At 40.2% G+C, this 25,140-nt stretch carries 19 protein-coding genes and 1 pseudogene; 12 read left to right on the forward strand and 8 right to left on the reverse strand.

Annotated features, from left to right (window positions below; translation table 11 throughout):
* The first annotated feature begins 3 nt into the window (after nucleotides 1-3).
* From Q7674_RS05930 to Q7674_RS05955, 6 genes and pseudogenes are all read left to right on the forward strand, one after another.
* Nucleotides 4-3,051: pseudogene (locus Q7674_RS05930) on the forward strand (efflux RND transporter permease subunit).
* 184 nt (nucleotides 3,052-3,235) lie between these two features.
* Nucleotides 3,236-4,099, forward strand: coding sequence for a phospholipase A (locus Q7674_RS05935; protein ID WP_045065095.1), 864 nt, complete (start codon nucleotides 3,236-3,238; stop codon nucleotides 4,097-4,099).
* 198 nt (nucleotides 4,100-4,297) lie between these two features.
* On the forward strand, nucleotides 4,298-5,023 hold the full coding sequence (locus tag Q7674_RS05940; RefSeq protein ID WP_237156792.1) for a LuxR family transcriptional regulator: 726 nt from the start codon (nucleotides 4,298-4,300) through the stop codon (nucleotides 5,021-5,023).
* A gap of 148 nt (nucleotides 5,024-5,171) precedes the next feature.
* Entirely contained in the window at nucleotides 5,172-5,660 is a 489-nt protein-coding gene (locus Q7674_RS05945) for a TIGR00645 family protein (RefSeq protein WP_045065093.1), read from the forward strand.
* A gap of 595 nt (nucleotides 5,661-6,255) precedes the next feature.
* Nucleotides 6,256-8,172 (forward strand): RecQ family ATP-dependent DNA helicase, encoded by a 1,917-nt coding sequence (locus Q7674_RS05950; protein WP_305422068.1) that lies wholly within the window; start codon nucleotides 6,256-6,258, stop codon nucleotides 8,170-8,172.
* 115 nt (nucleotides 8,173-8,287) lie between these two features.
* Nucleotides 8,288-8,587 carry a DUF406 family protein gene (locus Q7674_RS05955; RefSeq protein WP_005364200.1) on the forward strand — a complete coding sequence of 100 codons (300 nt, stop codon included), beginning with the start codon at nucleotides 8,288-8,290 and terminating at the stop codon, nucleotides 8,585-8,587.
* Between the two features lie 69 nt (nucleotides 8,588-8,656).
* Here the strand turns inward: Q7674_RS05955 and Q7674_RS05960 are convergent, their stop codons facing one another.
* The 8 genes from Q7674_RS05960 to Q7674_RS05995 form a co-directional block, all read right to left on the reverse strand.
* Nucleotides 8,657-8,977, reverse strand: a complete 321-nt coding sequence (locus tag Q7674_RS05960; protein WP_230625522.1) for a DUF1496 domain-containing protein — start codon at nucleotides 8,975-8,977, stop codon at nucleotides 8,657-8,659.
* Between the two features lie 272 nt (nucleotides 8,978-9,249).
* Nucleotides 9,250-10,275 carry an IS110 family RNA-guided transposase gene (locus Q7674_RS05965; RefSeq protein ID WP_305422071.1) on the reverse strand — a complete coding sequence of 342 codons (1,026 nt, stop codon included), beginning with the start codon at nucleotides 10,273-10,275 and terminating at the stop codon, nucleotides 9,250-9,252.
* A gap of 103 nt (nucleotides 10,276-10,378) precedes the next feature.
* A complete protein-coding gene (locus Q7674_RS05970) occupies nucleotides 10,379-10,786 on the reverse strand; it encodes a DUF4332 domain-containing protein (RefSeq protein ID WP_244149379.1) in 408 nt (135 codons plus the stop codon).
* Between the two features lie 107 nt (nucleotides 10,787-10,893).
* Nucleotides 10,894-12,303 (reverse strand): undecaprenyl-phosphate glucose phosphotransferase, encoded by a 1,410-nt coding sequence (locus tag Q7674_RS05975; protein ID WP_045066291.1) that lies wholly within the window; start codon nucleotides 12,301-12,303, stop codon nucleotides 10,894-10,896.
* A 222-nt stretch (nucleotides 12,304-12,525) separates the two neighbouring features.
* Complete coding sequence (gene phaC / locus Q7674_RS05980) at nucleotides 12,526-14,301, reverse strand: class I poly(R)-hydroxyalkanoic acid synthase (RefSeq protein WP_023935239.1); 1,776 nt, start codon at nucleotides 14,299-14,301, stop codon at nucleotides 12,526-12,528.
* A gap of 119 nt (nucleotides 14,302-14,420) precedes the next feature.
* Nucleotides 14,421-14,771 (reverse strand): phasin family protein, encoded by a 351-nt coding sequence (locus Q7674_RS05985; RefSeq protein ID WP_005364186.1) that lies wholly within the window; start codon nucleotides 14,769-14,771, stop codon nucleotides 14,421-14,423.
* Nucleotides 14,772-14,837: 66 nt separating this feature from the next.
* Nucleotides 14,838-16,043, reverse strand: coding sequence for an acetyl-CoA C-acetyltransferase (locus tag Q7674_RS05990; RefSeq protein WP_045066290.1), 1,206 nt, complete (start codon nucleotides 16,041-16,043; stop codon nucleotides 14,838-14,840).
* Between the two features lie 54 nt (nucleotides 16,044-16,097).
* Entirely contained in the window at nucleotides 16,098-16,838 is a 741-nt protein-coding gene (locus Q7674_RS05995; RefSeq protein ID WP_045066288.1) for an SDR family oxidoreductase, read from the reverse strand.
* Between the two features lie 711 nt (nucleotides 16,839-17,549).
* On the opposite strand from Q7674_RS05995, the gene Q7674_RS06000 reads away from it, so the two are divergent.
* From Q7674_RS06000 to Q7674_RS06025, 6 genes are read left to right on the forward strand one after another with little or no spacing between them, the layout of a single operon-like run.
* Nucleotides 17,550-18,506 (forward strand): AAA family ATPase, encoded by a 957-nt coding sequence (locus Q7674_RS06000; RefSeq protein ID WP_045066286.1) that lies wholly within the window; start codon nucleotides 17,550-17,552, stop codon nucleotides 18,504-18,506.
* A complete protein-coding gene (locus Q7674_RS06005; RefSeq protein ID WP_045066284.1) occupies nucleotides 18,503-19,447 on the forward strand; it encodes a DUF58 domain-containing protein in 945 nt (314 codons plus the stop codon). The genes Q7674_RS06000 and Q7674_RS06005 overlap by 4 nt, the downstream gene beginning before the upstream one ends.
* Nucleotides 19,447-19,956, forward strand: a complete 510-nt coding sequence (locus tag Q7674_RS06010) for a DUF4381 domain-containing protein (protein WP_305422076.1) — start codon at nucleotides 19,447-19,449, stop codon at nucleotides 19,954-19,956. Before Q7674_RS06005 ends, Q7674_RS06010 begins: the two co-directional genes overlap by 1 nt.
* Nucleotides 19,949-20,914 carry a vWA domain-containing protein gene (locus Q7674_RS06015; protein ID WP_008988882.1) on the forward strand — a complete coding sequence of 322 codons (966 nt, stop codon included), beginning with the start codon at nucleotides 19,949-19,951 and terminating at the stop codon, nucleotides 20,912-20,914. The genes Q7674_RS06010 and Q7674_RS06015 overlap by 8 nt, the downstream gene beginning before the upstream one ends.
* Nucleotides 20,907-23,048 carry a VWA domain-containing protein gene (locus tag Q7674_RS06020; protein WP_305422078.1) on the forward strand — a complete coding sequence of 714 codons (2,142 nt, stop codon included), beginning with the start codon at nucleotides 20,907-20,909 and terminating at the stop codon, nucleotides 23,046-23,048. The genes Q7674_RS06015 and Q7674_RS06020 overlap by 8 nt, the downstream gene beginning before the upstream one ends.
* 20 nt (nucleotides 23,049-23,068) lie before the next feature.
* Nucleotides 23,069-24,769 (forward strand): BatD family protein, encoded by a 1,701-nt coding sequence (locus Q7674_RS06025; protein WP_107229618.1) that lies wholly within the window; start codon nucleotides 23,069-23,071, stop codon nucleotides 24,767-24,769.
* Nucleotides 24,770-25,140: the final 371 nt, after the last annotated feature.

Raw genomic sequence — 25,140 nt, forward strand, 5'->3', positions numbered from 1 at the left:
TAAATGGATATCGCTCGCTATACCATAGCCAAGCGCACCAGTGTTTGGGTGATCATTGCGCTGATATTGCTTGGCGGCTATATCAGCTATTTAAAACTCGGTCGCTTTGAAGATCCTGAATTCGTTATCCGTCAGGCTGTTATTGTGACGCCTTATTCAGGTGCGACTTCACAAGAAGTCTCAGATGAAGTTACAGATATCATTGAAGGGGCTGTTCAGTCACTGCAAGAGCTGAAAGAAGTTAAGTCAGTCTCTAAACAAGGGATGTCTGAAGTTACTGTTGAGATCAAACTTGAGTTCTCTAAATCTCAAGATGAACTACAACAGGTATGGGACAAACTGCGTCGTAAAGTGACCGATGTTCAGCGTATGTTACCACCGGGAGCTGATCCATCGATTGTTAATGATGACTTCTCGGATGTTTACGCCCTATTCTTTGCGGTAACAGGTGAAGGCTTTACCGATAAACAACTTCAAGATTACGTTGACTCACTGCGTCGTGAATTGGTGCTTGTACCGGGCGTGGCGAAAACGGCAACCTTGGCAGAACAACAAGAAGCGATTTTTGTTGAGATCACCAGTGAACGTTTAGCTAACTACGGCCTGTCACTTGATAACGTATTGTCAGTATTACAAAAGCAAAACATCGTAAACGTTGCTGGTAGTGTAACGGCAAACGGTATGCGCTTACCTGTGATCCCGACACCGAATGTTGATTCATTTGAAGATCTCCGTAACCTGCAAATAGGTATTGGTGATAACCACACCGTACTGCGTTTAAGAGACATTGCAGATGTTAAGCGTGGCTACCAAGAGCCAACTAGCATGCTAATGCGTTACAACGGTGAACGTGCAATCGGTTTTGGTATCTCTAACGTGACTGGCGGTAACGTGGTTGATATGGGTGATGCGGTTAAAGCACGTATTGCTGAGCTAGAAAGCCAACGTCCACTGGGTATGGAACTGCACGTTATCTCAATGCAGTCAGACTCTGTTCGTGATTCGGTAGCAAACTTCATTGATAACCTGATCGCAGCTGTTGTGATCGTATTTATCGTGCTGCTGCTATTCATGGGCATTCGCTCTGGTGTGATCATCGGCTTCGTACTGCTACTGACTGTGGCAGGTACCCTATGCATCATGTTAATTGACGATATTGCCATGCAGCGTATCTCATTAGGTGCACTGATCATTGCACTAGGTATGCTAGTTGATAACGCCATTGTAGTGACCGACGGTATTCTTGTTCGTCTACAGAACAATGAAGATCGCAACATCGTGATCCCTGAAGTGGTTAATGCAACCAAATGACCATTACTTGGCGGTACGGTTGTAGGTATCTGTGCATTTAGTGCTATCGGCCTATCACCATCCGATATGGGTGAATATGCAGGCTCACTGTTTTGGGTAATTCTTTACTCCATGCTATTAAGCTGGGTATTTGCAGTAACGGTAACACCGCTGCTGTGCCACCAGTTCTTAAAAGTAAAAGTGAAGCAACAAGATAGCCAACCAAGCAAGTTAGTGACTGGTTACAAAGGCTTACTCACTTGGGTATTAAGCCATCGTAAAACGACTGGCTTGCTACTACTGGCAACCCTTGCGGGCGCAATTTGGGGTGTGAGATTTGTACCACCAGGCTTTATGCCTGAATCACAACGCGCACAGTTTGTTGTTGATGTCTACTTACCGCAAGGTACAGATATCATGACAACAGAAAAAACAGTGGCGAAAATTGAAGGTGATATTAAGCAAAAAGAAGGGATCAGCAATATCTCAAGCTTCATTGGCGGTGGTGGTTTACGTTTCATGTTGACCTATGCACCTGAAGCGCGTAATCCAAGCTACGGTCAGTTACTGATTGATATTGATGATTACCGAAACATTGCGCCACTGCTTGTTGAGCTACAAACAGAGCTGGATCAAAAGTACCCTGAAGCGTCAATCAAAGTATGGAAATTCATGCTAGGTCGTGGGGGCGGTAAGAAAATAGAAGCTGGCTTCCAAGGTCCTGACAGTAAAGTATTACGTGAACTTGCGGAGCAAGCGAAAGCGATCATGTTGTCTGATCCTAACTTAATTGCAGTACAAGACGATTGGCGTCAACAAGTACCTGTTATTAAGCCAGTTTACTCAACAGAAAAAGCACAGCGCTTTGGTTTAACAAACCAAGAGATAAGCCAAGCTATCGCACAAACGTTATCTGGCCGTAATGTCGGTGTTTACCGTGAAGGTAATGATTTGATCCCTATCGTGGTACGTGCACCAAAAGATGAGCGTACGCATGAACGTGCGATTGAAAACACCGAAGTACATAGCCGCATGGTTAATGGACCAATTCCAGTTAATCAACTTGTTGAGTCTGTGAATGTGGTTTGGGAAGATGCGATCCTACGTCGTATTGATCGTATTCCAACCATTTTGGTTCAAGCCGATCCTGCTCCAGGTGTACTAACTGCTGATGCGTTTAATGAGCTACGAAGCAAAATTGAGGCTATCGAACTACCACCAGGTTACGAGCTAACATGGTACGGTGAATATAAAGCGTCTAAAGATGCTAACGAAGGTCTAGCTATTTCAGCACCATACGGGTTTGCAGCAATGATTTTGTCGGTGATCTTTATGTTCAACGCCATAAAGCAACCACTGATCATTTGGCTAACAGCCCCACTGGCAATTATTGGTGTCACTATTGGCTTGGTAATTTTCCAAACTCCATTTGAGTTTATGGCAATCCTCGGTTTCCTAAGCTTGATTGGTATGATGGTGAAAAACGCGATTGTATTGGTGGATCAAACTGACGTGGAGATCAAAGAAGGTAAGACGCCTTACCAAGCCATCATCGATTCAGCATTAAGCCGTGCACGCCCAGTGTTACTTGGTGCGTTCACCACCATTCTTGGTGTTGCTCCGCTGTTGGTCGATCCATTCTTCAAGAGTATGGCAGTAACCATCATGTTTGGTTTGTTGTTTGCAACAATTTTAACGCTAGTGATCATCCCATTACTTTATGCAGTTCTGTTTAAAGTAAACGTTGAGCCACAAAAGTAATAAGCGACAACTCATTGAAACACAAAGAGCGTATAGCAATATACGCTCTTTTTTTATGCTTATTAGAAACCATTCATTCTTGCAATCAAACATTGTTTTCATTTGTATTGGTAGACAGAATAGAAAAATCTTGTCTATGATCATAATAAATAATTCTTATCTCTTCTGTTGATGACAAATACCTATGACGCAATGCAAATGGCGACCAATTAGACATCCTTTATTTCTTTCTTCTTTACTAATTGGCTTTAACTTCATACCTGCGACAGCAACTGCAGACGAAATAGTAAATAACCCTCTCGATTACTCCAGTTCCAACACGTTACTACTACAGCAATACAAAGATAATTACGTTCTACCTTTCTACTACACTCATAAACCAAACTATGCTGAATACCAGTCCGTGATCCCTGAAGACGGAAAGCTCAGCAAATATAACGTTAATTTCCAAATCAGTTTGAAATACCGTTTGGCTTCTGGCGTGTTTAATCACAAAGATAAAGTGTATGTTGCTTATACTCAGCGTTCTAACTGGCAAGCTTATACGTCATCAGCTTTCTTCCGTGATACAGAATACGAACCATCCATCTTCTGGACATTAGCAGAAGATGCAAACACAAATGCGTGGGGCTATGCTGGCACAACATTAGGTTTAGTCCACGAGTCTAATGGTCGAGGTGGCGAACAAGAAAGAAGCTGGAACCGCGCCTTTGCCGATTTTACCTTCCAACATGACAACTACACCCTAAGTATTAAACCTTGGGTACGCTTAGATTTTGGTGCGAAGGATTACAATAAAGATATTACGAACTACATGGGCTATGGTCGCATCAGTATGAACTGGGCCGTTAATGATAAAAACCTAGTGTCATTTACTGCTCGTAATGTAGTCGAAAGTGGTTTCTCACGTGGTTATGAACGTATTACATGGAGCTTCCCAATATACAAACGCCTACGTGGTTACATGATGTTAGAAAGTGGCTATGGCATTTCGATTTCTGATTACAATCATTATGACAATGCTGGCGGTATTGGTTTCTCTTTCTAAATTATTAATAATTACAAAGTGCTACTCATAATATTTTTATAGTAGCACTTATTTTTATTTATTAGCCTACATTCCATTAACACATAATTCCCAAAAGAAATACCTTAGACCCTATTTTATAAAATTAATACCAATAAATAGAATTAAGGAATACAACATCTTATAATATAAAATCCGATTTTTTATTGAACCTTTAATATGAATGAAGATACATACTTGTCAGTATTAGCTCATATGTTGGATTCCTCTCCTTACCCTTCAGGACTTAAATCTAAAGAAGGCGTGTTTCTTTATGCTAATGAAGCGTATTGCAAATTAGTCAATGTACCGAATAATATTGCTGGATTAACAGATAGAGAGATACCGTGTGATACCGCTGCATTTAGTGATGTTTTCTTACAACAAGATCAGTATGCCCTCTCACATAATAAAACTGTCGTCACTTTTGATGTCCATAATTATGCCCATGGTATTGATGCATATAGTTTTGTGAAACAACCTATCATCATTAATGATCAGCCTTGGGGTATTCAATTTACAGCAAGTAAAATCAAAGACTGGCTTAGCATGTCTTCGCTTACAGAAGTACTTGCCGTGGATAAAAGTAAACTGTATTTCTCAACAGCCATACCTACTTCACCACAATTAACACCTTCACAAGAAGTTGTGTTGTTTTGGTTACTACGAGGCCGCCAAGTAAAGCAGATTGCCGAATTAATTTACCGCACACCGAAAGCGGTAGAAAAGCAAGTCTCTAATTTAATAGGTAAATTTTCTATCCATGGTGTGACTAACCGGGCAAGTTTAATTGAATATGCACGTTGTAATGGCTGGTTATCATTGATGCCGGAACAAGTGCTTCGAGCACCAGTATCGATGATGATAAATAATGATGAGGACATACTGCCTCCATCTATCTACTAATAACAAAAAAGAGTAAGCCTTGAGCAACCAACAGACAAACTTACAATTATCTAAACAATAACTAACAAGCCATCTATTCAGCATTGTTATTTCGTTCTAAAATCCGGCCTTTCGAATAACTACCTTTATATAAGAGATCCCTTTTCTAATGGAAAGACTATTTGAGCGAATGATGTACGCTTCGCGCTGGTTGATGGCCCCTATTTACTTTGGCTTAAGCTTTGTTCTTCTTGCCCTTTCAATTAAATTTTTTCAAGAAATTTTTGATCTAATTCCCGTCATTATCACGATGAAAAGCATGGATTTAGTGCTTATTATCCTATCACTGGTAGATATTGCACTGGTTGGTGGATTAGTCGTGATGGTGATGTTTTCGGGCTATGAAAACTTTGTCTCTCGCCTCGACCTCGATGATCATGACGATAAACTTGGCTGGCTAGGTAAGTTAGATGCAGGTTCATTAAAGAATAAAGTAGCGGCATCAATTGTCGCAATTTCTTCTATTCATCTATTGAAAATCTTCATGAACATCGAACATATCGATAATGGTAAGTTGCTTTGGTATTTACTGGTGCATATCACTTTTGTTCTTTCTGCTTTTGCGATGGGCTACCTAGACAAAATTACGAAACATTAATTTCATGAGAATACGCATGGACGCGTTATTCTTTTCTTGCATTGCAAAATGAGTATTTTTGTTCGTAAATAAATCAAACCACAAGCTATTATCATCACCTAAAACATTCACAAACTGGTTCAATATTTGCTTTTTCTTATTTATTTAGCATAAATGAGAAATTGTCATGAAAATAATTCTATACCTTTTACTAACGTTATTCTCTTGCTCTAATCATGCTATTGATCTCATCAATAATAATGCAGTCATGAATAAAGACATTACTATTTATCGAACATTAAGCTGTTATACACTCTTAAACCTTAATAACATCTACGCGGGCATATGTGACAATGAAAAGGCTTATTCAAATATAATATCTCCTGAAAAATATATTAATAAATTTGATAACAACCAAGATCAACATTCAAATATCAAAATTCAATTTACTGAAGGTAAACATTTTTATGTTAAGCCTTATATAAACCAAAAGACTTATGGCATCCAACTTTCTGTTCCACTGAAGTCTTTAAGCTATTAAACACAGCGACTCTCTTACCTTTAAACTTCGATATACGGTATGATACTCACAATTCCAATAAGTGAGTATTTCAGCATGTATCATCAAACACTTAAAAAATATTTTGGCTTTGATTCACTCCGAACAGGCCAAGAAGAAGTGATCACTCGTGTTCTTGATGGACATTCAGCAGCTGCAATTTTTCCAACAGGTTCGGGAAAATCACTCTGCTATCAATTACATACCATTGAGCTGCCTCACTTAACACTGGTTATTTCTCCACTACTTGCACTAATGAAAGATCAGCTCGACTTTCTGGCATCCAAAGGTATTCCAGCGGCTTCCATTGACTCAAGCCAAACATGGCAACAGACTCAGCAAGTGATGCAACAGGTAAGAAGTGGTGAAATCAAAGTTTTGATGATCTCTGTTGAGCGTTTAAAAAACGAGCGTTTTAGACAATTTATTAGTCAAGTACCGATCTCACTACTTGTTGTCGATGAGGCACACTGTATCTCTGAATGGGGTCATAATTTTCGACCAGATTACCTTAAGCTGCCCCATTACCAACAGTCTTTGAATATCCCGCAGGTATTGCTATTAACCGCGACAGCAACGCCTGCGGTTATCAATGATATGCAAGAAAAATTCAATATTTCGAAAGACGATATTATTGTGACAGGTTTTTATCGCCATAATTTGGATCTAACGATTTTAGCTGCCCAAGATGACGAAAAACTCGATGTATTACAACATCAGCTAACAGCGCAACCTAATGTTCCTTCAATCGTTTATGTCACTTTGCAACATACTGCAGAAGAGATCGCTGACACCCTCACTCGCAATCATATTCCTGCTCAAGCTTACCACGCAGGAATGGACGCAGAGCGTCGACAAAATATCCAGCAGCAATTTATGGCAGGTAGCATCAACTGCATCGTTGCTACGATTGCTTTTGGTATGGGGATCGACAAATCTGATATTCGCCAAGTAATTCACTTTGATCTGCCTAAATCTATCGAAAATTACAGTCAAGAGATTGGTCGAGCTGGACGTGATGGTAAAGAGTCCACCTGTACAGTGATAGCAAACAAATCAGGGTTGAATGTTTTACAAAACTTTATTTATGGTGATACCCCAGATCGAAGCGCGATTGCTGCTGTTTTATCCGAAATCAAAGCACAATCGCAACAATGGGAAGTGATGAACAACCGCTTATCGAAAGATGCGAATATCCGTTTATTGCCATTAAAAACACTATTAGTGTATTTAGAAATTCGCCATATTATCGAACCGTTATACACCTATTTCGCCGATTATCGATTCAAGTTAAATGTTAATCAACAGGAAATAATCAATCGATTTAATGGTGAACGCCGTCACTTTGTTGAAGCGATTTTTGCTTGTTCATCAAAAGCTAAGATCTGGCACACTTTAGATATGGATGCTTTATGGCAAGGTTATCAAGCTGATCGCAAGCGTGTTGTTGCTGCAATTGATTACTTTAACGAACAAGGTTGGATAACGTTAGAAAGTAAACAAATGACAGATGTTTATAAAATAACCAACCATCAGTTTGATATTGAACTGGAAAGCGAAGCGTTATATCAACTGTTCCAACAAAAAGAAAACAGTGAAATAAAACGTATTGAAAGCATGGTTGATTTCTTTGAAAGTAAAACCTGTTTAAGTCATCAATTAGCGTATTACTTTGCCGATCATCATGCACCTGAGCAATGTGGTCATTGCTCTGTTTGTCGAGGAAAAAGCATCACATTGCCACCATTACCGACACTACCGGACGTTTCCGATCAGGTTTTAACCCAATGGTGCGATCAATTCATTAATGCTTGTGATATTGCCCCTTCCGTTGCTGCTATTACGCGCTTTTTAAATGGTATGACAACACCATTAACCACAAAGATAAAAGCCAAGCAATTTGATGGATTTGGTCAACTTGAAGCATACCCATTTGAACAAACCTATGCACATATTCAACGTCTATATGGTTAAGTTTTGTAAATTTTCTGTTTATTAAGCAATATGAAACTCACTTTTCATTATTAATGAATAGCGATCTAAATCACAACGATTTAAAATAGACCCTTAACCTATGGGGATTAAAGTTATGACTATTGAAAAAGAAGAATACCAAGTTTGTGAAGCATGTGGTGTATCAGGTGAACTAGGTTTTATCATCAAGGAAAACGATGATACTGCAGACGTTCAGATCTTTGCTCAAGGTAAAGATGCACTAGAAGTAGAATTAGCAAACTACCTTGCACTAGCAAAAGAAGTAAATGCTAACTACAAAGTTGAAACAACCCCAGTAGATGAAAATAGCACTGAATTAACAGCGCGTATTCAATTCGAATGCAGTGCTGAAAAGCTAATTTTCGAACTTCGTAGCCGCTCTCTAGCAAAATAATTCATCGCAATTAGCTACGACTTAAGCCAGTGTAAGATACTCAAATAGAGGAGCGATGCTGGCTTTCTTTTATCCTTTTTTTGACATCGAAGAAGCTAATTTTTTCCACATCAATCGCCCATTTGTTTCAATACTATTCTCGACCACACATTCTAATTTAACCCCATCAATGGCAATGATTGCACCAAGCGAATAAGCTTTATCTTCATAAAAACACAAACGCTGATTGGTTGCTTGCCCATCAAGATTAAACTCAATGCTTGGCTCTATTTCTGGTGTATTTGCAATGCTGTAAGTTTTCGCCTGTGTCGGTAGGCTTATGAACATCATCACTAAGCCACTTATTACGAAACTCTTAATAGAACGCCCGCTCATCATCCCAAACTCCATTTAAATCCTTTATTTCTATAGGCGACTATATATTGCAAATAATATGTATGGTCCGCCCCGTTATTGCAACTACAATATTAGTAATAACGGAGTTGTTGCGCTAATGTATTCGGAGTCAAAATTAGGCATATTAATGTCCTAGCTCCACGATGATATCCGCGCCAGATTATCCTTAAAAAGCGAAAAGCATTTATTGCTGTTTTTATTATCAGGTTATTAATCTGGCCGATTTACCGTTAATGTCATCACTTGCATTGTCGTTGCAAACTCGGTTATGACTGCGATGCAGTCTTAAACGCTTGGCGGTGGTATAACACCGCCCAAGCTATTCTTGCTAATTTGTTAGCCAATGCGACAACAACCACATTGAATGGCTTACTGGCTCTTAAATCTACCAGCCATTGTCCGAAGACTTTACCCGTTGTCTCTAACCTTGATAATACAGCTCTTGCGCCATGAATGAATAATGTCCGGAGATGTTTATTTCCTCGTTTACTCACCCCAAGTAACTTTGTTTTACCTCCCGTAGAGTATTGTCGAGGCACTAACCCTAACCAAGCAGCCATATTCCTTCCATTTGAAAAGTTACTGGCGGCACTAACATCTGCCACACACAGGGTTGCTGTTAAATCACCGATGCCAGGCACAGTTTTTAATAACTTAGCCAATTCATGTTGCTCAGCTAGCTGTTTCAACTTCGTATCTTGTATTTTTATCTGCTCATTAAGATACAAATAATGTGCGTGAATTAAGCTTAATTCGTACATAAGACTTTGTGGAAGAGTTTGATATTTTTGGTCTGCTATCCACTGAAAAAGCATCTTCATTTTCGCATGTCCTGTAGGCAAGCTCAGTCCAAACTCTAACAATATCGCTCCGATACGAGACATACAGGCTGTTCGCTCCTTAATAAAACCATCACGGATACGATGAATGACAGCAATGACTTGTGCTTCTTCTGATTTAACAGCAACAAAGCGCATGGAAGGTCGACTTGCTGCTTCAGCGATAGCTGCAGCATCAATGAAGTCATTTTTATTGCCTTTCACATAAGGTTTTACATACTGAGGAGGAATGAGTTGAACTTGATGCCCAAAATCAGCACATTTACGGGCTAACCAATGTGCACCACCACATGCTTCAAATGCGATAGTGGTGGTTTCTAAATTTGAGAGAAACTTTAGAAGTTGGCTTCGATTATATTTCTTACGTAGCACCTCTTTACCTGCGTAATTGTGTGCGACAGCATGAAAGCAGTGTTTACCTAAATCGATACCTAAGATGTGGATAGTAGACATATGGTTCACCTCTTTGAAAGCCTACCCTAAGCCTAACGGCTTAGGATGAGGCGGACCATATAATTAAGCAACCAAAGTGGCTGCTTTCTCATTAGATCAAATATTAGTATTCAATCGCACGTGGAAGTTCTTTCGCTTGTGCAATCCAATCCTCAACACTTTTCAGCACAGGTAATTGGCGTACTAATGATTTTTCTTCGTTCACCTCAGCCATTTTAGCGTGCAGGTTTTCTGCATTACGCTGTGCAAGCTCAGGAACAGTATCAACGCCAGAGAATTCAAGTAAGTCAGCGTATTGAGTGCTAATGCCTTTAACACGCGATAAATCTGCACGGTTAATCCACTTTAATACTAACTTACCGCTGATACCTGTCGTTTCAGCAATTGCCTTACGACCAGCAGGTTTCTGACCTTTTTCTAATAATTGCTCCATAGTGTGCACGTCAGCGGCTTCTAATTTTTCTGCGTATACTTCACCAATACCTTCAATGGTCGCTAATTTAGTCATCATCTGCTCCTAATATTCGATAATTTCTGTTCTACACGATAATAGACAACAAAAAATTTAAAAACGCGAAAAAATGGAAAAAATAATTTCACTCTCACTGAACAATAATATTAATATGCGGTTTCGCTCACAAAGCCTTTGAAGATCGTTAAGAAAATGATCTTAAGATCTAAAAATAAACTCCAGTTCTGCATGTATCGAATATCGTATTGAATACGTTTTTCCATTTTATCAAGCGTATCTGTTTCACCACGATAACCACTTATCTGAGCTAAACCCGTAATGCCAGGTTTAATTTTGTTTCGAATCATATAGTTATCAACAAGAATTCGATACTCTTCATTATGGGCAACCGCGTGTGGACGAGGACCCACAATCGACATGGCTCCCTGAAGCACATTAATGAACTGTGGCAATTCATCTAAAGACGTACGGCGAATAAAAGCACCAAACTTTGTCACGCGAGGATCATTTTTTGTCGCTTGTTTCACAACATCACTATTTTCCATCACCTTCATCGAGCGGAACTTCCATACTTTGATCTTTCTTCCACCAAGACCATAACGATCTTGCTTGAACAAGATAGGACCTGGAGAGCTCATCTTCACACCAATAGCGACTGCAATCAGCACAGGAGATATCAGTAATGTGATAATACTACCAATAACTACATCTTCTACTCGCTTAATAAAATCACCAATACCTTCAAACGGGCTCGCAAATACACTAAAGGTATCCACATTACCGACACGGTAGATCTGAGAAACATTGAGGTTATAAGTGTACAGATCTGGAACAATATAGGTATCAACGGTTGTATCTGATAATTGATGAAGAAATAGGCGAATACGCTCTTTAGCAACCATTGGTAGTGCTACATACACGTCATCTACTTCACCTTGTTTAGCGACGTCGATTAAATCGCTAACTTTGCCACTAAATTTTGACTTCGTTAAATAGCTAAAACGCTCTTCTCCGCGATCATCGTAGTAATTAATCTCAAAGTTCGTATTTTTATATTGTTCCAATAAGGCTTTTTCAATCGCTAAACCAGCTGTAGTCATACCGAGAATAGCAATCTTGCGTATTTTTCTACGACGACCTATATATTTCGTCATATAGAAAACAATAATACGAGAGACCCAAATAATTAAGAATGACAGAACAAACCAAGATAGGCCGAAGCTATTCGTAAAACCATGCAGTTGAACATGATCGATAAAAGCAAAGAATGTACTAATACTTAGCACTGCTATTTCAACTAACAAATAGTTTGCTAACAAACGTAATGACATACGCTTGAAATTTGCCCGGTTAACCTTATCGTAAAAGCCAACATAGTGCCCACATGCAATAAAGGTAACGCTTACAAAAATACCGTAAAGTAAATCAAATGGTGAAGGTTCAAGCTCAAACAAGGCAAACACTAGAGTAAGTGAGAAATTTATAACTAAAAAGTCAAAAAATTTAATTATAAATGAATAGCCATCATCAGCTATTTCAAGAGCTTTTCTTTTCATTAATACGCCTGCAAATAATTCCCATAAAGCATACACATAATATTGAAATTATGTGTAAACAAATATCATAATTAACAATGTGTCAATAATTTTAATGCTTATATGACGAAGATAATTATCACTAGTATATACATTATATTTCAAATAGCTGAATTCTATGTTCAATTTCATGTCAAAAAAAAAGCCCAGCATAGAATGCTGAGCTTTTTCGATAAGTATTACTTATTTTAACGGCAATGTATCTTTTACATATTCACCTGGCGCAAGACATAATGGTTTGTAGTTATCACTTCCCACTTCCCTTGCTGGTACTTTTTCTTTCTTATTAAAATCACCTAACCAAGTATCCCAATGTGTCCACCAAGAACCGTCCTGACGTTGAGCATTATCTAGCCAAACCTCAGGGTTTTCATCTTGTTTATCACTTAGCCAGAAGCCATATTTATTTTTCTTAGGATGGTTAACAATCCCAGCAATATGACCAGACTCACCCAACACAAAGGTCGATTTACCGCCTAATTGCTTAGCGCCACGGTATGTGCCTTGCCATAAAGCAATATGATCTTCTTGAGTAGATATAAAATATGTTGGCACCTTGATCTTAGATAGATCAATATAAACACCACCAATCTTAATACCTTTATTATCGATCAACTTATTATTTAAATAGAACTCTCGCAAAATAGTACTATGACATGCCGCTGCCACATTTGTACTATCGCCATTCCAATAAAGTAAATCGAAGTCAATTGGGCTATTACCTTTCAAGTAATTATTTACATAATAATTCCAGTAAAGGCTGTTTTCACGCAATAAACTAAAGGTCACACTTAACGAACGTCCGTCCATATAACCATTAACGTCATTTTGCGCTTCAATTGCAGATACTAGCGGATCATTAATATAAGCACCAATCTCACCTGGCTGTGAGAAATCTAACAACGTTGTAAAGAACGTCGCTGATTTAATACGGTTACGCATTCGCTTGGCTGCATAGTAAGCAAGCGTTGTTGCTAACAACGTACCACCAATACAATAGCCTGCAGCATTGATTTGTTTTTCACCTGTGATGTCTTCAATAACATCCACAGCTGGAATAACGCCATCAAGTACGTAATTTGCAAAATCAACATCACGCTGCGCTGCACCTGGATTACGCCAAGACATCATAAATACAGTGTGACCTTGTTCTACAAGCCAACGCACCATTGAATTATTTTCACGTAAATCAAGGATGTAATATTTATTGATGAAAGGCGGAACAATAAGCAATGGGGTGCTGTTTACAGTTTCAGTTAATGGCTTATATTGAATAAGTTCAAACAGCTCATTTTTAAAAACTACTTCACCATCTGTATTTGCAATGTTGACACCCAGTTGGAATGCGTCACTATTGGTCATGCGGATCTTAAGTACGTCCGCACTGCTCTGCATGTCTTCTTGCAATAACTCCATGCCCTTTACTAAGTTTTCACCGTTTGTTTCAACGGTTAGTTTAGCAAGTTCAGGGTTAGTGGTGACAAAATTCGTTGGTGACAATGCGTTAATGGCTTGACGAGAAAAGAAGCTTAGACGCTCTTTTGCTTTTTCATCAACACCTTCAATCGAATCAATAGCATCACGCATTGTGTCGCTGAAGAGCAAATATGATTGCTTAATATAATTGTAAAACGCTTCATTTTCCCATGCAGGATCGCTAAAACGCTTATCATCTTTCGCTGGCTTGATTAGTGATTGCCCACCATCTGCTGACGGCATTGCAATGTTTTGCCAGATTTTTACTTGTTTTTCCCACCAATCCATTTGGACTTTCGCTAATGCTGCTGGCTGTGCTGATGCTTTTTCAAAAAATTCAGCAGTATCTTCCAGATTGATCTCATTAAGCGCTTTGTTCAATGGGGTGTTCATGGCTGCCTTGCCGGAGTCTAACTCCTTCCACCATAGCTGGTTCATATCTTGGAGCTTGGCAAAGTAGTCCGAAAAGAAGTGATTGTTCATAACAAAAACCCTGTACTTGGACTAATTCAATCACACTTAGCGACCATTTGGCCCTGCATAATTGAGATAAGCTATAACAAAGATAGTCGTCCCCTAATGAGGACGACTAAATATAAACCTTAAGCTACTGGTGTTGCTTTTTTTACGTTGTCAGCAACAAGCTCTTCTACTTCAGTTTTGAAAGATTGAGCAACAGCGTTGAATTTGTTGCTATCATCAATAAGTTGCTTAGAAAGCTTTGTTAGCGTTTCAAGCTGCTGGCTGTTAAATGCAGTCAAAGATTGAATATCTTTAACTTCACTAACTGCTTTAAGTTGAGATAGGCCTAAATCGCTGTATGCACGAACTGCAGCAAGTTGAAGCTCAGTTAGCTCTTCAACGTTTTTAGTGAATAGCTTGTTGAATTTAACGTATGGTGCTAGTGATTTCTCAGTTTGCTCAGAGAACGACTTAAACATTTCCGTATACATAGATCTTTCCTCATTGATAGTAATAAAGCGCCACACCTTCATATGTAGCGCCGATTTTTTAGTAAATTAAACGCGCTTTAGAATGACAGCAGTACCCATGCCGCCACCTACACATAATGTTGCAATACCATACTGGTCTTCACGACGACGCATTTCATGCAACAGGCTCACTAAGATACGGTTACCAGAGGCACCTAATGGGTGACCTAATGCAATCGCACCACCGTTGACGTTTGCACGTTCAACTAAATCTTCTACTTTCGCATTTGTTTCTTTCGCTACTTCATAAAGCACACCAAGCGCTTGACCAGCGAAGGCTTCGTTGAACTCAAGACGCTCAACTTTATCAATTGATAATTGTGCTTTGTCCAGTGCTTTTAGTACTGCAGGAACAGGTCCTAGACCCATAATTTCAGGAGCAATACCAGCCTGTGCGTAGCTTTCAATTTCAGCAAGTGGTGTTAAGTTGTACTTATTAACAGCAGCTTCAGAAACAACAATGATTGCACTACCACCATCGTTAATACCTGATGCATTACCTGCTGTTACCGAACCATCACGCTTAAATGCTGGACGTAGTTTCGCTAAACCTTCGATTGACGCGTTTTGTTTCGGATACTCATCCGTATCAACAACTACAGTCTCACGACGACCAACGACTTCTACTGGTGTAATTTCATCAACAAATTTACCTTGCTCGATAGCAGCCACGGCCTTTTGCTGACTTGCTAAGGCAAAGTTATCTTGTTGTTCACGAGTAAGACCAACCTTCTCAACAACGTTTTCAGCGGTCACACCCATGTGATAATTATTGAAGGCATCTGTTAAGCCATCAGTAATCAACAGATCGCTTAACTCTAGATTACCCATTTTTTGTCCATCACGAATTTTTGATGATGCACAAAAAGGAATTTGAGACATGTTTTCTGCACCAGCAGCAACAACAATATCCGCATCGCCAGCTTTAATGTGCGCAGCTGCATCCATCACAGCTTTCATACCACTACCACACACCATGTTTAGCGTGTATGCAGGTACTTCATTAGGAATACCTGCTTTTAGTGCCGCTTGACGGCCAGGACCCATACCTTGACCTGCGCCAACAACGTTACCAAAAATGACTTCATCAATTGCTTCTACAGGAATTGATGTTTCTGCCAATGCACCTTTAATTGCAGCAGCACCAAGCTCTGCAGCAGTTACTGATTTTAAGGCACCACCAAAACTACCGATTGGTGTGCGTTTTGCAGCAACGATAAATACCCTAGCCATGTTATTTCGCGTCCTTACTTTATGAGTTCAATATAAATAATCATTCAATCTTGATTAGTGCATGTACAAGCCGCCATTAACTGACAATGTCTCGCCAGTAATGTATGCCGCTGCATCACTTGCTAAAAATGTCACCGCTGCAGCTACTTCTTGTGGTAGCGCTAGACGACGCATTGGGATTTCAGCTTTGATTGAATCTAGAACTTCTGGTTTGATCGCTTCAACCATAGGTGTACCTGTGTAACCAGGAGCAACTGCGTTCACAGTCACGCCAGAACGTGCACCTTCAGCAGCAAGTGCCTTAGTGAAGCCAATCATCCCTGCTTTCGCTGCAGAGTAATTTGCTTGACCAAATTGACCTTTCAGACCATTCACTGACGTAATGTTGATAATGCGCGCATTACCTTTTTTACACATTGAGTCAAATAGTGGCTGAGTTACGTTAAACAGACTGTTTAAGTTAGTGTTAATTACTGCATTCCATTGCTCAGCAGTCATACGCTTGAACGTTGTATCTTTCGTGATACCTGCGTTGTTCACTAACACATCAATGTGACCTTCTTCTTGAAGCAATGTCGCAAGCGCTTCTTGACAGTAGTTTGTATCAGTTACGTCTAGTGGAAACAGGCGAACAGACTCAGATGAATAATTATTTGCAGCAAACCACTCCTGCGCTGCTTTTTCACCTGTTGGGTAGTACGTTGCCACCACACGAAAACCAGCATCAACTAATGCTTGAGTGATCGATGAACCAATACCACCTTTAGCACCTGTAACTAATGCGACTTTACTCATTTAAGGCTCCTTCCTTACTCTTATTTCATTCAGTAATACGTTTGATTTACTCAAAGCTTGTATCTTTTAATTAACAACCCAGTTTTATGAGCCATCAGTATTGTTCAATTCAAATTGGTATACATACTGAACTCGATACAATACAGATGTATTACAAACCCGTTGCATATTTAATATAACAACACAGATGCATATTGATAGCAAGAAAGGAATTAACAAAAAAGGCGATATTTCATATCGGCATTAACAATACAATCAATATGATCTATTGAATTAGGATAATTTTAACAATAGGAAACGTTACACATAGAATTGCGTCTACTCAGTTATTTTTTATATACATAAAAAACAGATATTTACCCAATTATATTTCAAGCCCTCCAACACCAAATGTTAACAAATGGTAATAACTACGTTTCATATCAATAGCTATTCATAGGAATAATATTTTTTATGCAACCAATCTTCGTTTGTTTGTTTTTTGAGCTTTATTCGGACAAACTATGTTTTCGTGACTTTGTAAGACAAAACTGAGGGTCTCGCTTGAAACTCTTTTTTGCGCCCTGATATATAAAAGGTAGGTTTGCACCAGTTTCAGTTAGTACTGCATCTTGGTGTTCCTAAGTAGACAAACGTGAACTTACGTGACTTTTGATAGTCTCAGCTTATTTGTTCCACGTATCTAGGCGAGCATTTAGAGGAAAGAAATTTATGTTAGCGAGTACTTTTCAACGATTAAATCACTACTTGCAAAGCCAAGTTGTAGGCCAACCAGATTTAGTAAAACAGTTACTTATCGCTTTACTAGCCGATGGACATATCTTAGTCGAAGGTCCTCCAGGATTGGCAAAAACACGTGCAGTTAAAGTACTTTCAGACTGTATTGAAGGTGATTTCCACCGTATTCAATTTACACCCGATCTTTTACCTGCTGATCTAACAGGTACTGATATTTTTCGCCCAGAAACGGCTGAGTTTACCTTCCAACCGGGTCCTATTTTTAACTCATTGATCCTTGCCGATGAGATCAACCGTGCACCTGCAAAAGTGCAAGCAGCAATGCTAGAAGCGATGGCAGAAAAGCAGATCACTGCGGGTCGTAAAACTTACCCATTACCAGAATTATTCCTTGTAATGGCGACACAAAACCCAATTGAGCAAGAAGGTACTTATCCACTGCCTGAAGCGCAGTTAGACCGTTTCTTACTACAACTAAATGTTGATTACCCGAGTGCAGAAAGTGAGCTAGAGATTTTACGCCTTAACCGTGGCGAAGCACTGGGTATTGAGAAAACAGAACCTGTTCATATCAGCCAAAGTGATATTTTTGCAGCACGTAAAGAGATCCTCAATATTCATATGGCTGAAGATGTCGAGCACTACATCATTCGCCTTGTTATGGCAACACGTCAGCCTGAAAAATTTGGCTCACAATTAGCAAACTGGCTACAAATGGGCGTAAGTCCTCGTGCAACTCTAGCACTTGATCGCTGTGCTCGTGCTCATGCTTGGCTAAATGGTCGTGACTTTGTTACACCAGAAGATGTTCAAACCATGGCTTATCCTGTACTACGTCATCGCCTATTACTGAGTTACGAAGCACAAGCGGAAGGCATTGCTGCGGATCGCGTTGTGGCTGAACTCATTTCACAGGTTGCTAGCGTATGAGCAAATCACACATGACCGTAGCGCTGCCACCCCATAGCGATGGGGTTAATGTGTGCTTGGCAGAGCTACTGCAATACAAAAATCAAGCAGTGCGTTGGCTTCCACCAGCGCACAGTATTTGGTCGCAGTTAAACGGTCTACACCAAAGTCGTCATAAAGGGCGTGGGATGAACTTTTCGGAAGTTCGCCCCTACCAAGCTGGTGATGATATTCGTGCTATTGATTGGCGTGTAACCGCACGTACCGGTAAAACACATACCAAATTGTTTACTGAAGAGCGCGAACAACCTGTGATGTTACTGATTGATATCAGTGGCAGTATGCAGTTTGGTTCGCAGCTCATGCTTAAGTCAGTACAGGCGGCACACTTCGCTAGTTTATTAAGCTGGCTTGCGGTGAGTGAGCAAGATCGCATTGGTGCGGTGATTTATAACGGCATTAGCGTGACCGAATGTAAACCAACTGCGCGTCAGCAAGGGCCGTTACATATCATCAATAAACTGATTGAAGCACAGAATAATGCGTTATCGCATTTAGGTGAGCCACAGCCAGTAAACTTTGCTGATGCTCTAAAACGTCTGCACTACTTATGTTCAAAAGGCAGCGAGATCGTGATTATTAGCGACTTTAACCAACTTTCACTGAATGATAAGCGACGTTTGACGCAGTTACGCCAACATAACCGTATCCAGTTTGTTCAAGTTCACGATCCATTAGAGCAAGGACAAACGCAATTTCGTGGTTACGAGCACGTGGCAGATAAAGAACAATCGGCATGGCTTAACTTTTCATCAAAAAAGACTCGAGATTCATTAAGCCAGCAATATCAACAACACCAAAGCTTTGTGGCTGAAATTGCAAAATCATTGGCGATCCCTTTGCATTATTTGTCTGCCGCAGAGCCCTTATTACAACAATTAAGAGCAAGAGGAATAAAGTAATGACCACACCAAGCCCTCAACAATTACCTCTTGCAGATATACATCTACCAGCAGCACCCAGTTATTGGCCGCTAGCGTGGGGATGGTGGTTAGCGTTAGTCATTGTGATCATCGTAATAATCGCGTTAGTCGTTATGTTCAAACGTAAAAAGCAATCCAATGCAGCACAAAAAGAGGCGTTAAACCAACTGGCATTGATCACACCAGAGCAAGGGCTTTCTGCTTTAAATACGCTTTTAAAACAAGCAGCATTGAGTTACTACTCACGTTCAGTGGTTGCACCATTAACAGGAGAAGCATGGCTAACGTTTTTAGATCGACAACTTCCCGTGAAACATAGCGGATTTGTAGAGCTAAAAACACAATGGTTAAGCGGTACATTTTCAAATACACCTTTAACAGATGAGGAATTTGAACAATGTAAGCAAATGACAAGAAAATGGCTTAAACACGCATTACCACCGAAACATGCGACAACAATGGCTCAAAAGGAGTCTTTAAATGTTTGAATTTGTATGGCTATGGGCTTGGGCATTACTGCCTTTAGCATGGCTGGTTTACCGCTTTAGTAAACCCGTTGTGCAGCCTGCAGCAATTCAATTACCTAAATTACCTAGCGGTGTTGGACAAAAGCAGCCTCGCTCGATTGTACGTAAAGTGTTAATGGCACTGGTATGGATCTGTTTAGTATGTGCTGCTGCAAGACCGGTTTGGTACGGTAATCCGATTGAGATCAAACCAGAACACCGCGATATGTTATTGGCGGTAGACTTATCTGGCTCAATGTCGATCCCTGATATGGTGACAAAAAATGGCCAAAGCATTGATCGTCTAACGGCAGTAAAGCATGTGCTATCAGACTTCATTGAAAAACGTAAAGGCGACCGTTTAGGTTTAGTGCTATTTGCCGATCATGCTTACTTACAAACGCCATTAACGTTCGACCGTAACACGGTTGAGCAACAGCTTGATCGCACCGTACTGGGCTTAATTGGTCAAAGCACTGCGATTGGTGAAGGCTTAGGCATTGCGACTAAAACCTTCATTAATAGTAAAGCACCACAGCGTGTGATCATTTTACTCAGTGATGGTGCTAATACCTCTGGGGTTATCGATCCATTAGAAGCAGCAAAACTTGCTAAAGAAAGCGGTGTAAAAATCTATACCGTGGGTGTTGGTGCTGATCAAATGGTACAAAAAGGCTTCTTTGGTGATCGTCTAGTCAATCCATCACAAGATCTGGATGAAAAAACACTCACTGAGATTGCCAAAATGACTGGCGGTGAATACTTCCGTGCGCGTAACCCGCAGCAACTAGAGAAGATCTACGACATCATTAATAAACTACAACCTATCAATAACGCTCAACAAACATGGCGTCCACGTGATGAGTTGTTCCGATATCCTTTAGCCATCGCATTGCTACTATCTGTCGTCATTGCTGTTATGAGGAGACGTCATGGCTAACTTTACTTTTATGCACCCAATGTGGTTTCTTGCGCTTGTGCCATTGCTGCTCATCTTGCCGTGGTTAAAAAGTAAAAAGCAAACCACTGGCTTAATTGCTTCTCACCTTGCGCAAAAGCTAGGTATTGCTCAGCCAAAATCAGCATCATGGACAATCGCTATTCTTGCTATAGGTTGGCTCATTGCCATTGTTGCCATGGCAGGTCCTAGTTGGCAGAAAGTGAAGTTGCCAGCTTATAACTTAAGTGGCGCACGAGTTCTGGTGATGGATATGTCCCGCTCAATGTATGCGACTGACATTAAACCAAACCGCTTAACCCAAGCACGCTTTAAAGCGCTTGATATGCTACCGGGCTGGAAAGAAGGCACTACAGGCTTAGTTACCTATGCAGGTGACGGTTATGAAGTAAGCCCATTAACAGAAGATAGCCATACCTTAGCTAACTTGATCCCTAGCCTATCGCCGAAAATCATGCCGATCCCGGGTAGTAATGCTGCCGCTGGTATTGCTGAGGCGATCAAGCTATTAAAGCAAGCAGGCAACAGCACAGGTGATATCATTTTGATCACCGATGGTATGACGAAACAGGAATCAGCCCAAAGCTTAGCTGAGCTGAAAGCCACACAGTACCGTGTGTCCATTTTAGCAATGGGTACAGTCGATGGCGCCCCTATTCCACTGCCAGATGGTCGATTATTAATGGATAACGGCTCGCCTGTTATTTCAAAAATAAACCTTAGCACCCTTGAGCCAATCGTAAAACAAACTGGCGGTATCTTGCAGATGGCACAGCCAACGGATCAAGATGTCAATGCGATTGTTCACTTTACAGCAAAGCCACTTGATAACGGTAAGAAAGATCAACAAAAAGAGCTGCAAGAACGCCTAAATGGTGGTTTCTGGCTAGTACTACCACTGCTATTACTGGCGTTATTAGGTTTTCGTCGCGGTGTGGTTATTGCCACTATGTTCTTCTTTTTACCTATCGATCATGCACAAGCAAGCCCTTGGGTGAATACAGAGCAACAAGCTTATCAAACTTATCAAGACGGTAAATTCAAACAAGCAGCGCAAGATTTTGAATCGCCACAATGGAAAGGTATTGCGCAATACAAGGCGAAAAACTACGCTCAAGCGATTAATACATTAAAGCCGTTAACGGATCCAATGTCTCAATACAACTTGGGTAATGCTTATGCGCAAAGCGGTCAGTTAAAGCAAGCAGTAGAGACCTATGAAAAACTACTAAAAGCAGATCCTAACTACCCCGATGCGAAGAAAAACCTCGATATTGTGAAAAAAGCGCTAGAGCAGCAAGAGAAACAACAGAATCAGCAGAATCAGCAGAATCAGCAGAATCAGCAGAATCAGCAGAATCAGCAGAATCAGCAGAATCAGCAGAATCAGCAGAATCAGCAGAATCAGCAGAATCAGCAGAATCAGCAGAATCAGCAGAATCAGCAGAATCAGCAGAATCAGCAGAATCAGCAGAATCAGCAGAATCAGCAGAATCAGCAGAAGAGTGACAAGCAACAGCAGCAATCACAAGGCTCTAACGATAAAAAACAGAACCAAGATAAACAGCAATCATCAGAGAACAAACAATCTGACGATAAGCAGCCTTCACAATCGAAGCAAAATAGCCAACAGCAGGATCAGAAGAACGAAAATCAACAGCAGCAATCCCAAAGTCAGCAACAACAAAACCAGTCTGATAAACAACAAGGGAAAGAACAGCAGCAATCTCAACAATCAAACAGTGACAAATCACAGCAAGATAAAGAGAAAACTGCCGAACAAAAAGCCGCTGAACAACAACGTGCTGATGAAAATGCTAAACAAGCTGCAAAGCAACAGCAACAGCAACAGCAACAGCAACAGCAACAGCAACAGCAAGCAGAGGAAAAATCAGCCGCTAAGTCTGAACAAGATAAAAATAAGGAAACCAATAATATTAGTCAGGTACAAATGAGTGACCAACCAGCAAAGGACGGTGATGTGCTATCAGCCAGTAACCCTATTTTGAAGAAATTGGAACAAGTACCAGATGACACCAGTGGTTTGATCCGTGCTCAGTTGATTTTGCAGGCGCAACAAAAAGAAGCGCAGCAAAAAACCGAAAATTCATGGTAATAAAGACAATGAAAAGGTTTATGAATAGATTATCTTTCGGCAAGAGAATTGCCTCTTCATGGCTCTATATCGCCCTTATCTTAAGTGCATTAGTGTCAACACAAGCCATGGCGGCACAAGCAGAAGCGACGGTTTCTAAAAATGTAGTTGGAGTAAACGAAGTATTCCAATTAACAGTATCGGTTGATGACAGCGTAAATACTAACTCGCTAGATTTAACACCATTAAGCCCTGATTTTACTTATGGTCGTCCAAGCATTAGCAGTGGTACATCAATGATCAATGGTGTTATTTCACGTAACACTAGCTGGACTGTTGCGCTGGCTGCAACCAAAGTTGGAACATTTACGATCCCAGCTTTCCAAATTGGTAGCTCAAAAACAGATCCTATTACGATCACTGTGTTGAAAAGTGCAAAACAGTCACAATCAGCACAAGCGAACCAATCCTCGATTTCGATTGAGGGGATCAACGATAAATCGACCATTTATGTTGGTGAATCGATTAATTACCGTGTGCGCATTTTAATTGGTGAGCAAATGGATCAAGCAAGTCTTGCTCCTCCCTATGGTGATGGCTTAACTGCAACACAAGTGGGTCAAGATGCGCAAAATGAGGTAGTACAAAATGGTCGTCGCTACATAGTGATCACCCGTAACTACCAAATCACCGCAGATAAACCAGGAAGCATCACCTTACATGGTGCGAAATTCAGCGGTAGCGTGATCAAAGGTAGTCGTGGTTTTGGTTCAACATTAACTATGCCTGTGGACAAAACAGCGAAAAACATTGAGCTAACGGTTAAAGCTAAACCTGCTAATTACCAAGGCTTATGGCTACCAACGCCAGATTTGCAGTTACAGCAAACTTGGCAGCCAACATTTAATGATAATACTGAAGTGAATGCGAAAGTCGGTGAGCCAATCACACGTACCTTAACATTACGCATTAAGAATATTGCTCAAAGCAGCATGCCAAACATTAGCTTAACTTACCCGAATACAGTACGTAGCTATAATGAAAAGCCTGAATACTCAGAAAGTAATGGCTACACGATTATGACGCTTAAGCAGGTCATTATTCCTCGTGAAACAGGTAAGGTAGTGCTACCAGAGATAGCTATTAATTGGTGGAATACCCAGACAGAGAAAGAGCAAGTCACCAAAGTCACTGGACTGACTCTTGATGTCACCGCAGATCCAAACGCTAGTGCGACTATTGTGCCGCCAGCACTAACGACACCAGAGGCTGCGCAAACATCACCAAAGGCAGATAGTCATCTTCCTGCCATTCAAAACGGTGTGATGCATAGTGGTTACTGGCCTTGGGCTACAGCTGTTTTCGCATTACTTTGGTTAATTACTCTTACACTGTTAATCAAAGCTCGAAAAGCACAATCCAATACCAACACAAAGAGTATTCAAACAACGGTAAACACTGATATTGATAAGGCATTACAACAAGCATTAGCTGAGCGTGATGCGATTAAAGTTCAGACTTATTTCAAACAGTGGAAACAGCAGCAACAAGCCAAACTAGCAACGAACCCAGAACTTGCTAGTGAGCTAGATAATGCAGTAGCTGAAATCATGGCTTCAACCTATAGCCAAGATCGCCAACAATGGGATGACAAACGTTTTCAGCAATTACTTAAACAAGTAGCGCAATTGAAAATGACATCATCACAGCATTCAGCCCTATCAGGATTAGATCCGAAATAATCCAATACGGGTTATCTAACTAGTCCTAACTTACACCTCTGTGGCTATTCATTTAGTGGCAGAGGTGTTTTTATTTTCTTACATTTTATTCTGTATTTCCTGTGCAACATCTACACACCACCTTCCCTTATATTGATTAATTTATAAATTGTATTAACAGTGAATATACAATTTTTATCATTCGTTATTATCTAATAGACGGTTTGTATGCTGCTTAACCATAACATGATAATAAAATGTTAAATATAACGTTAAAAAGTTGTAGCATAAAAGCTTGTAAAAAGATCACTGGCTATTTCAAACAGATCCTGTTAAAAAATGTTTCAGACGCAAAATAAAAAGCTATTCACATAATATAAAATGCAGGGTTT

Origin of the sequence: Photobacterium leiognathi (assembly GCF_030685535.1) — a bacterium.
Classification (GTDB): domain Bacteria; phylum Pseudomonadota; class Gammaproteobacteria; order Enterobacterales; family Vibrionaceae; genus Photobacterium; species Photobacterium leiognathi.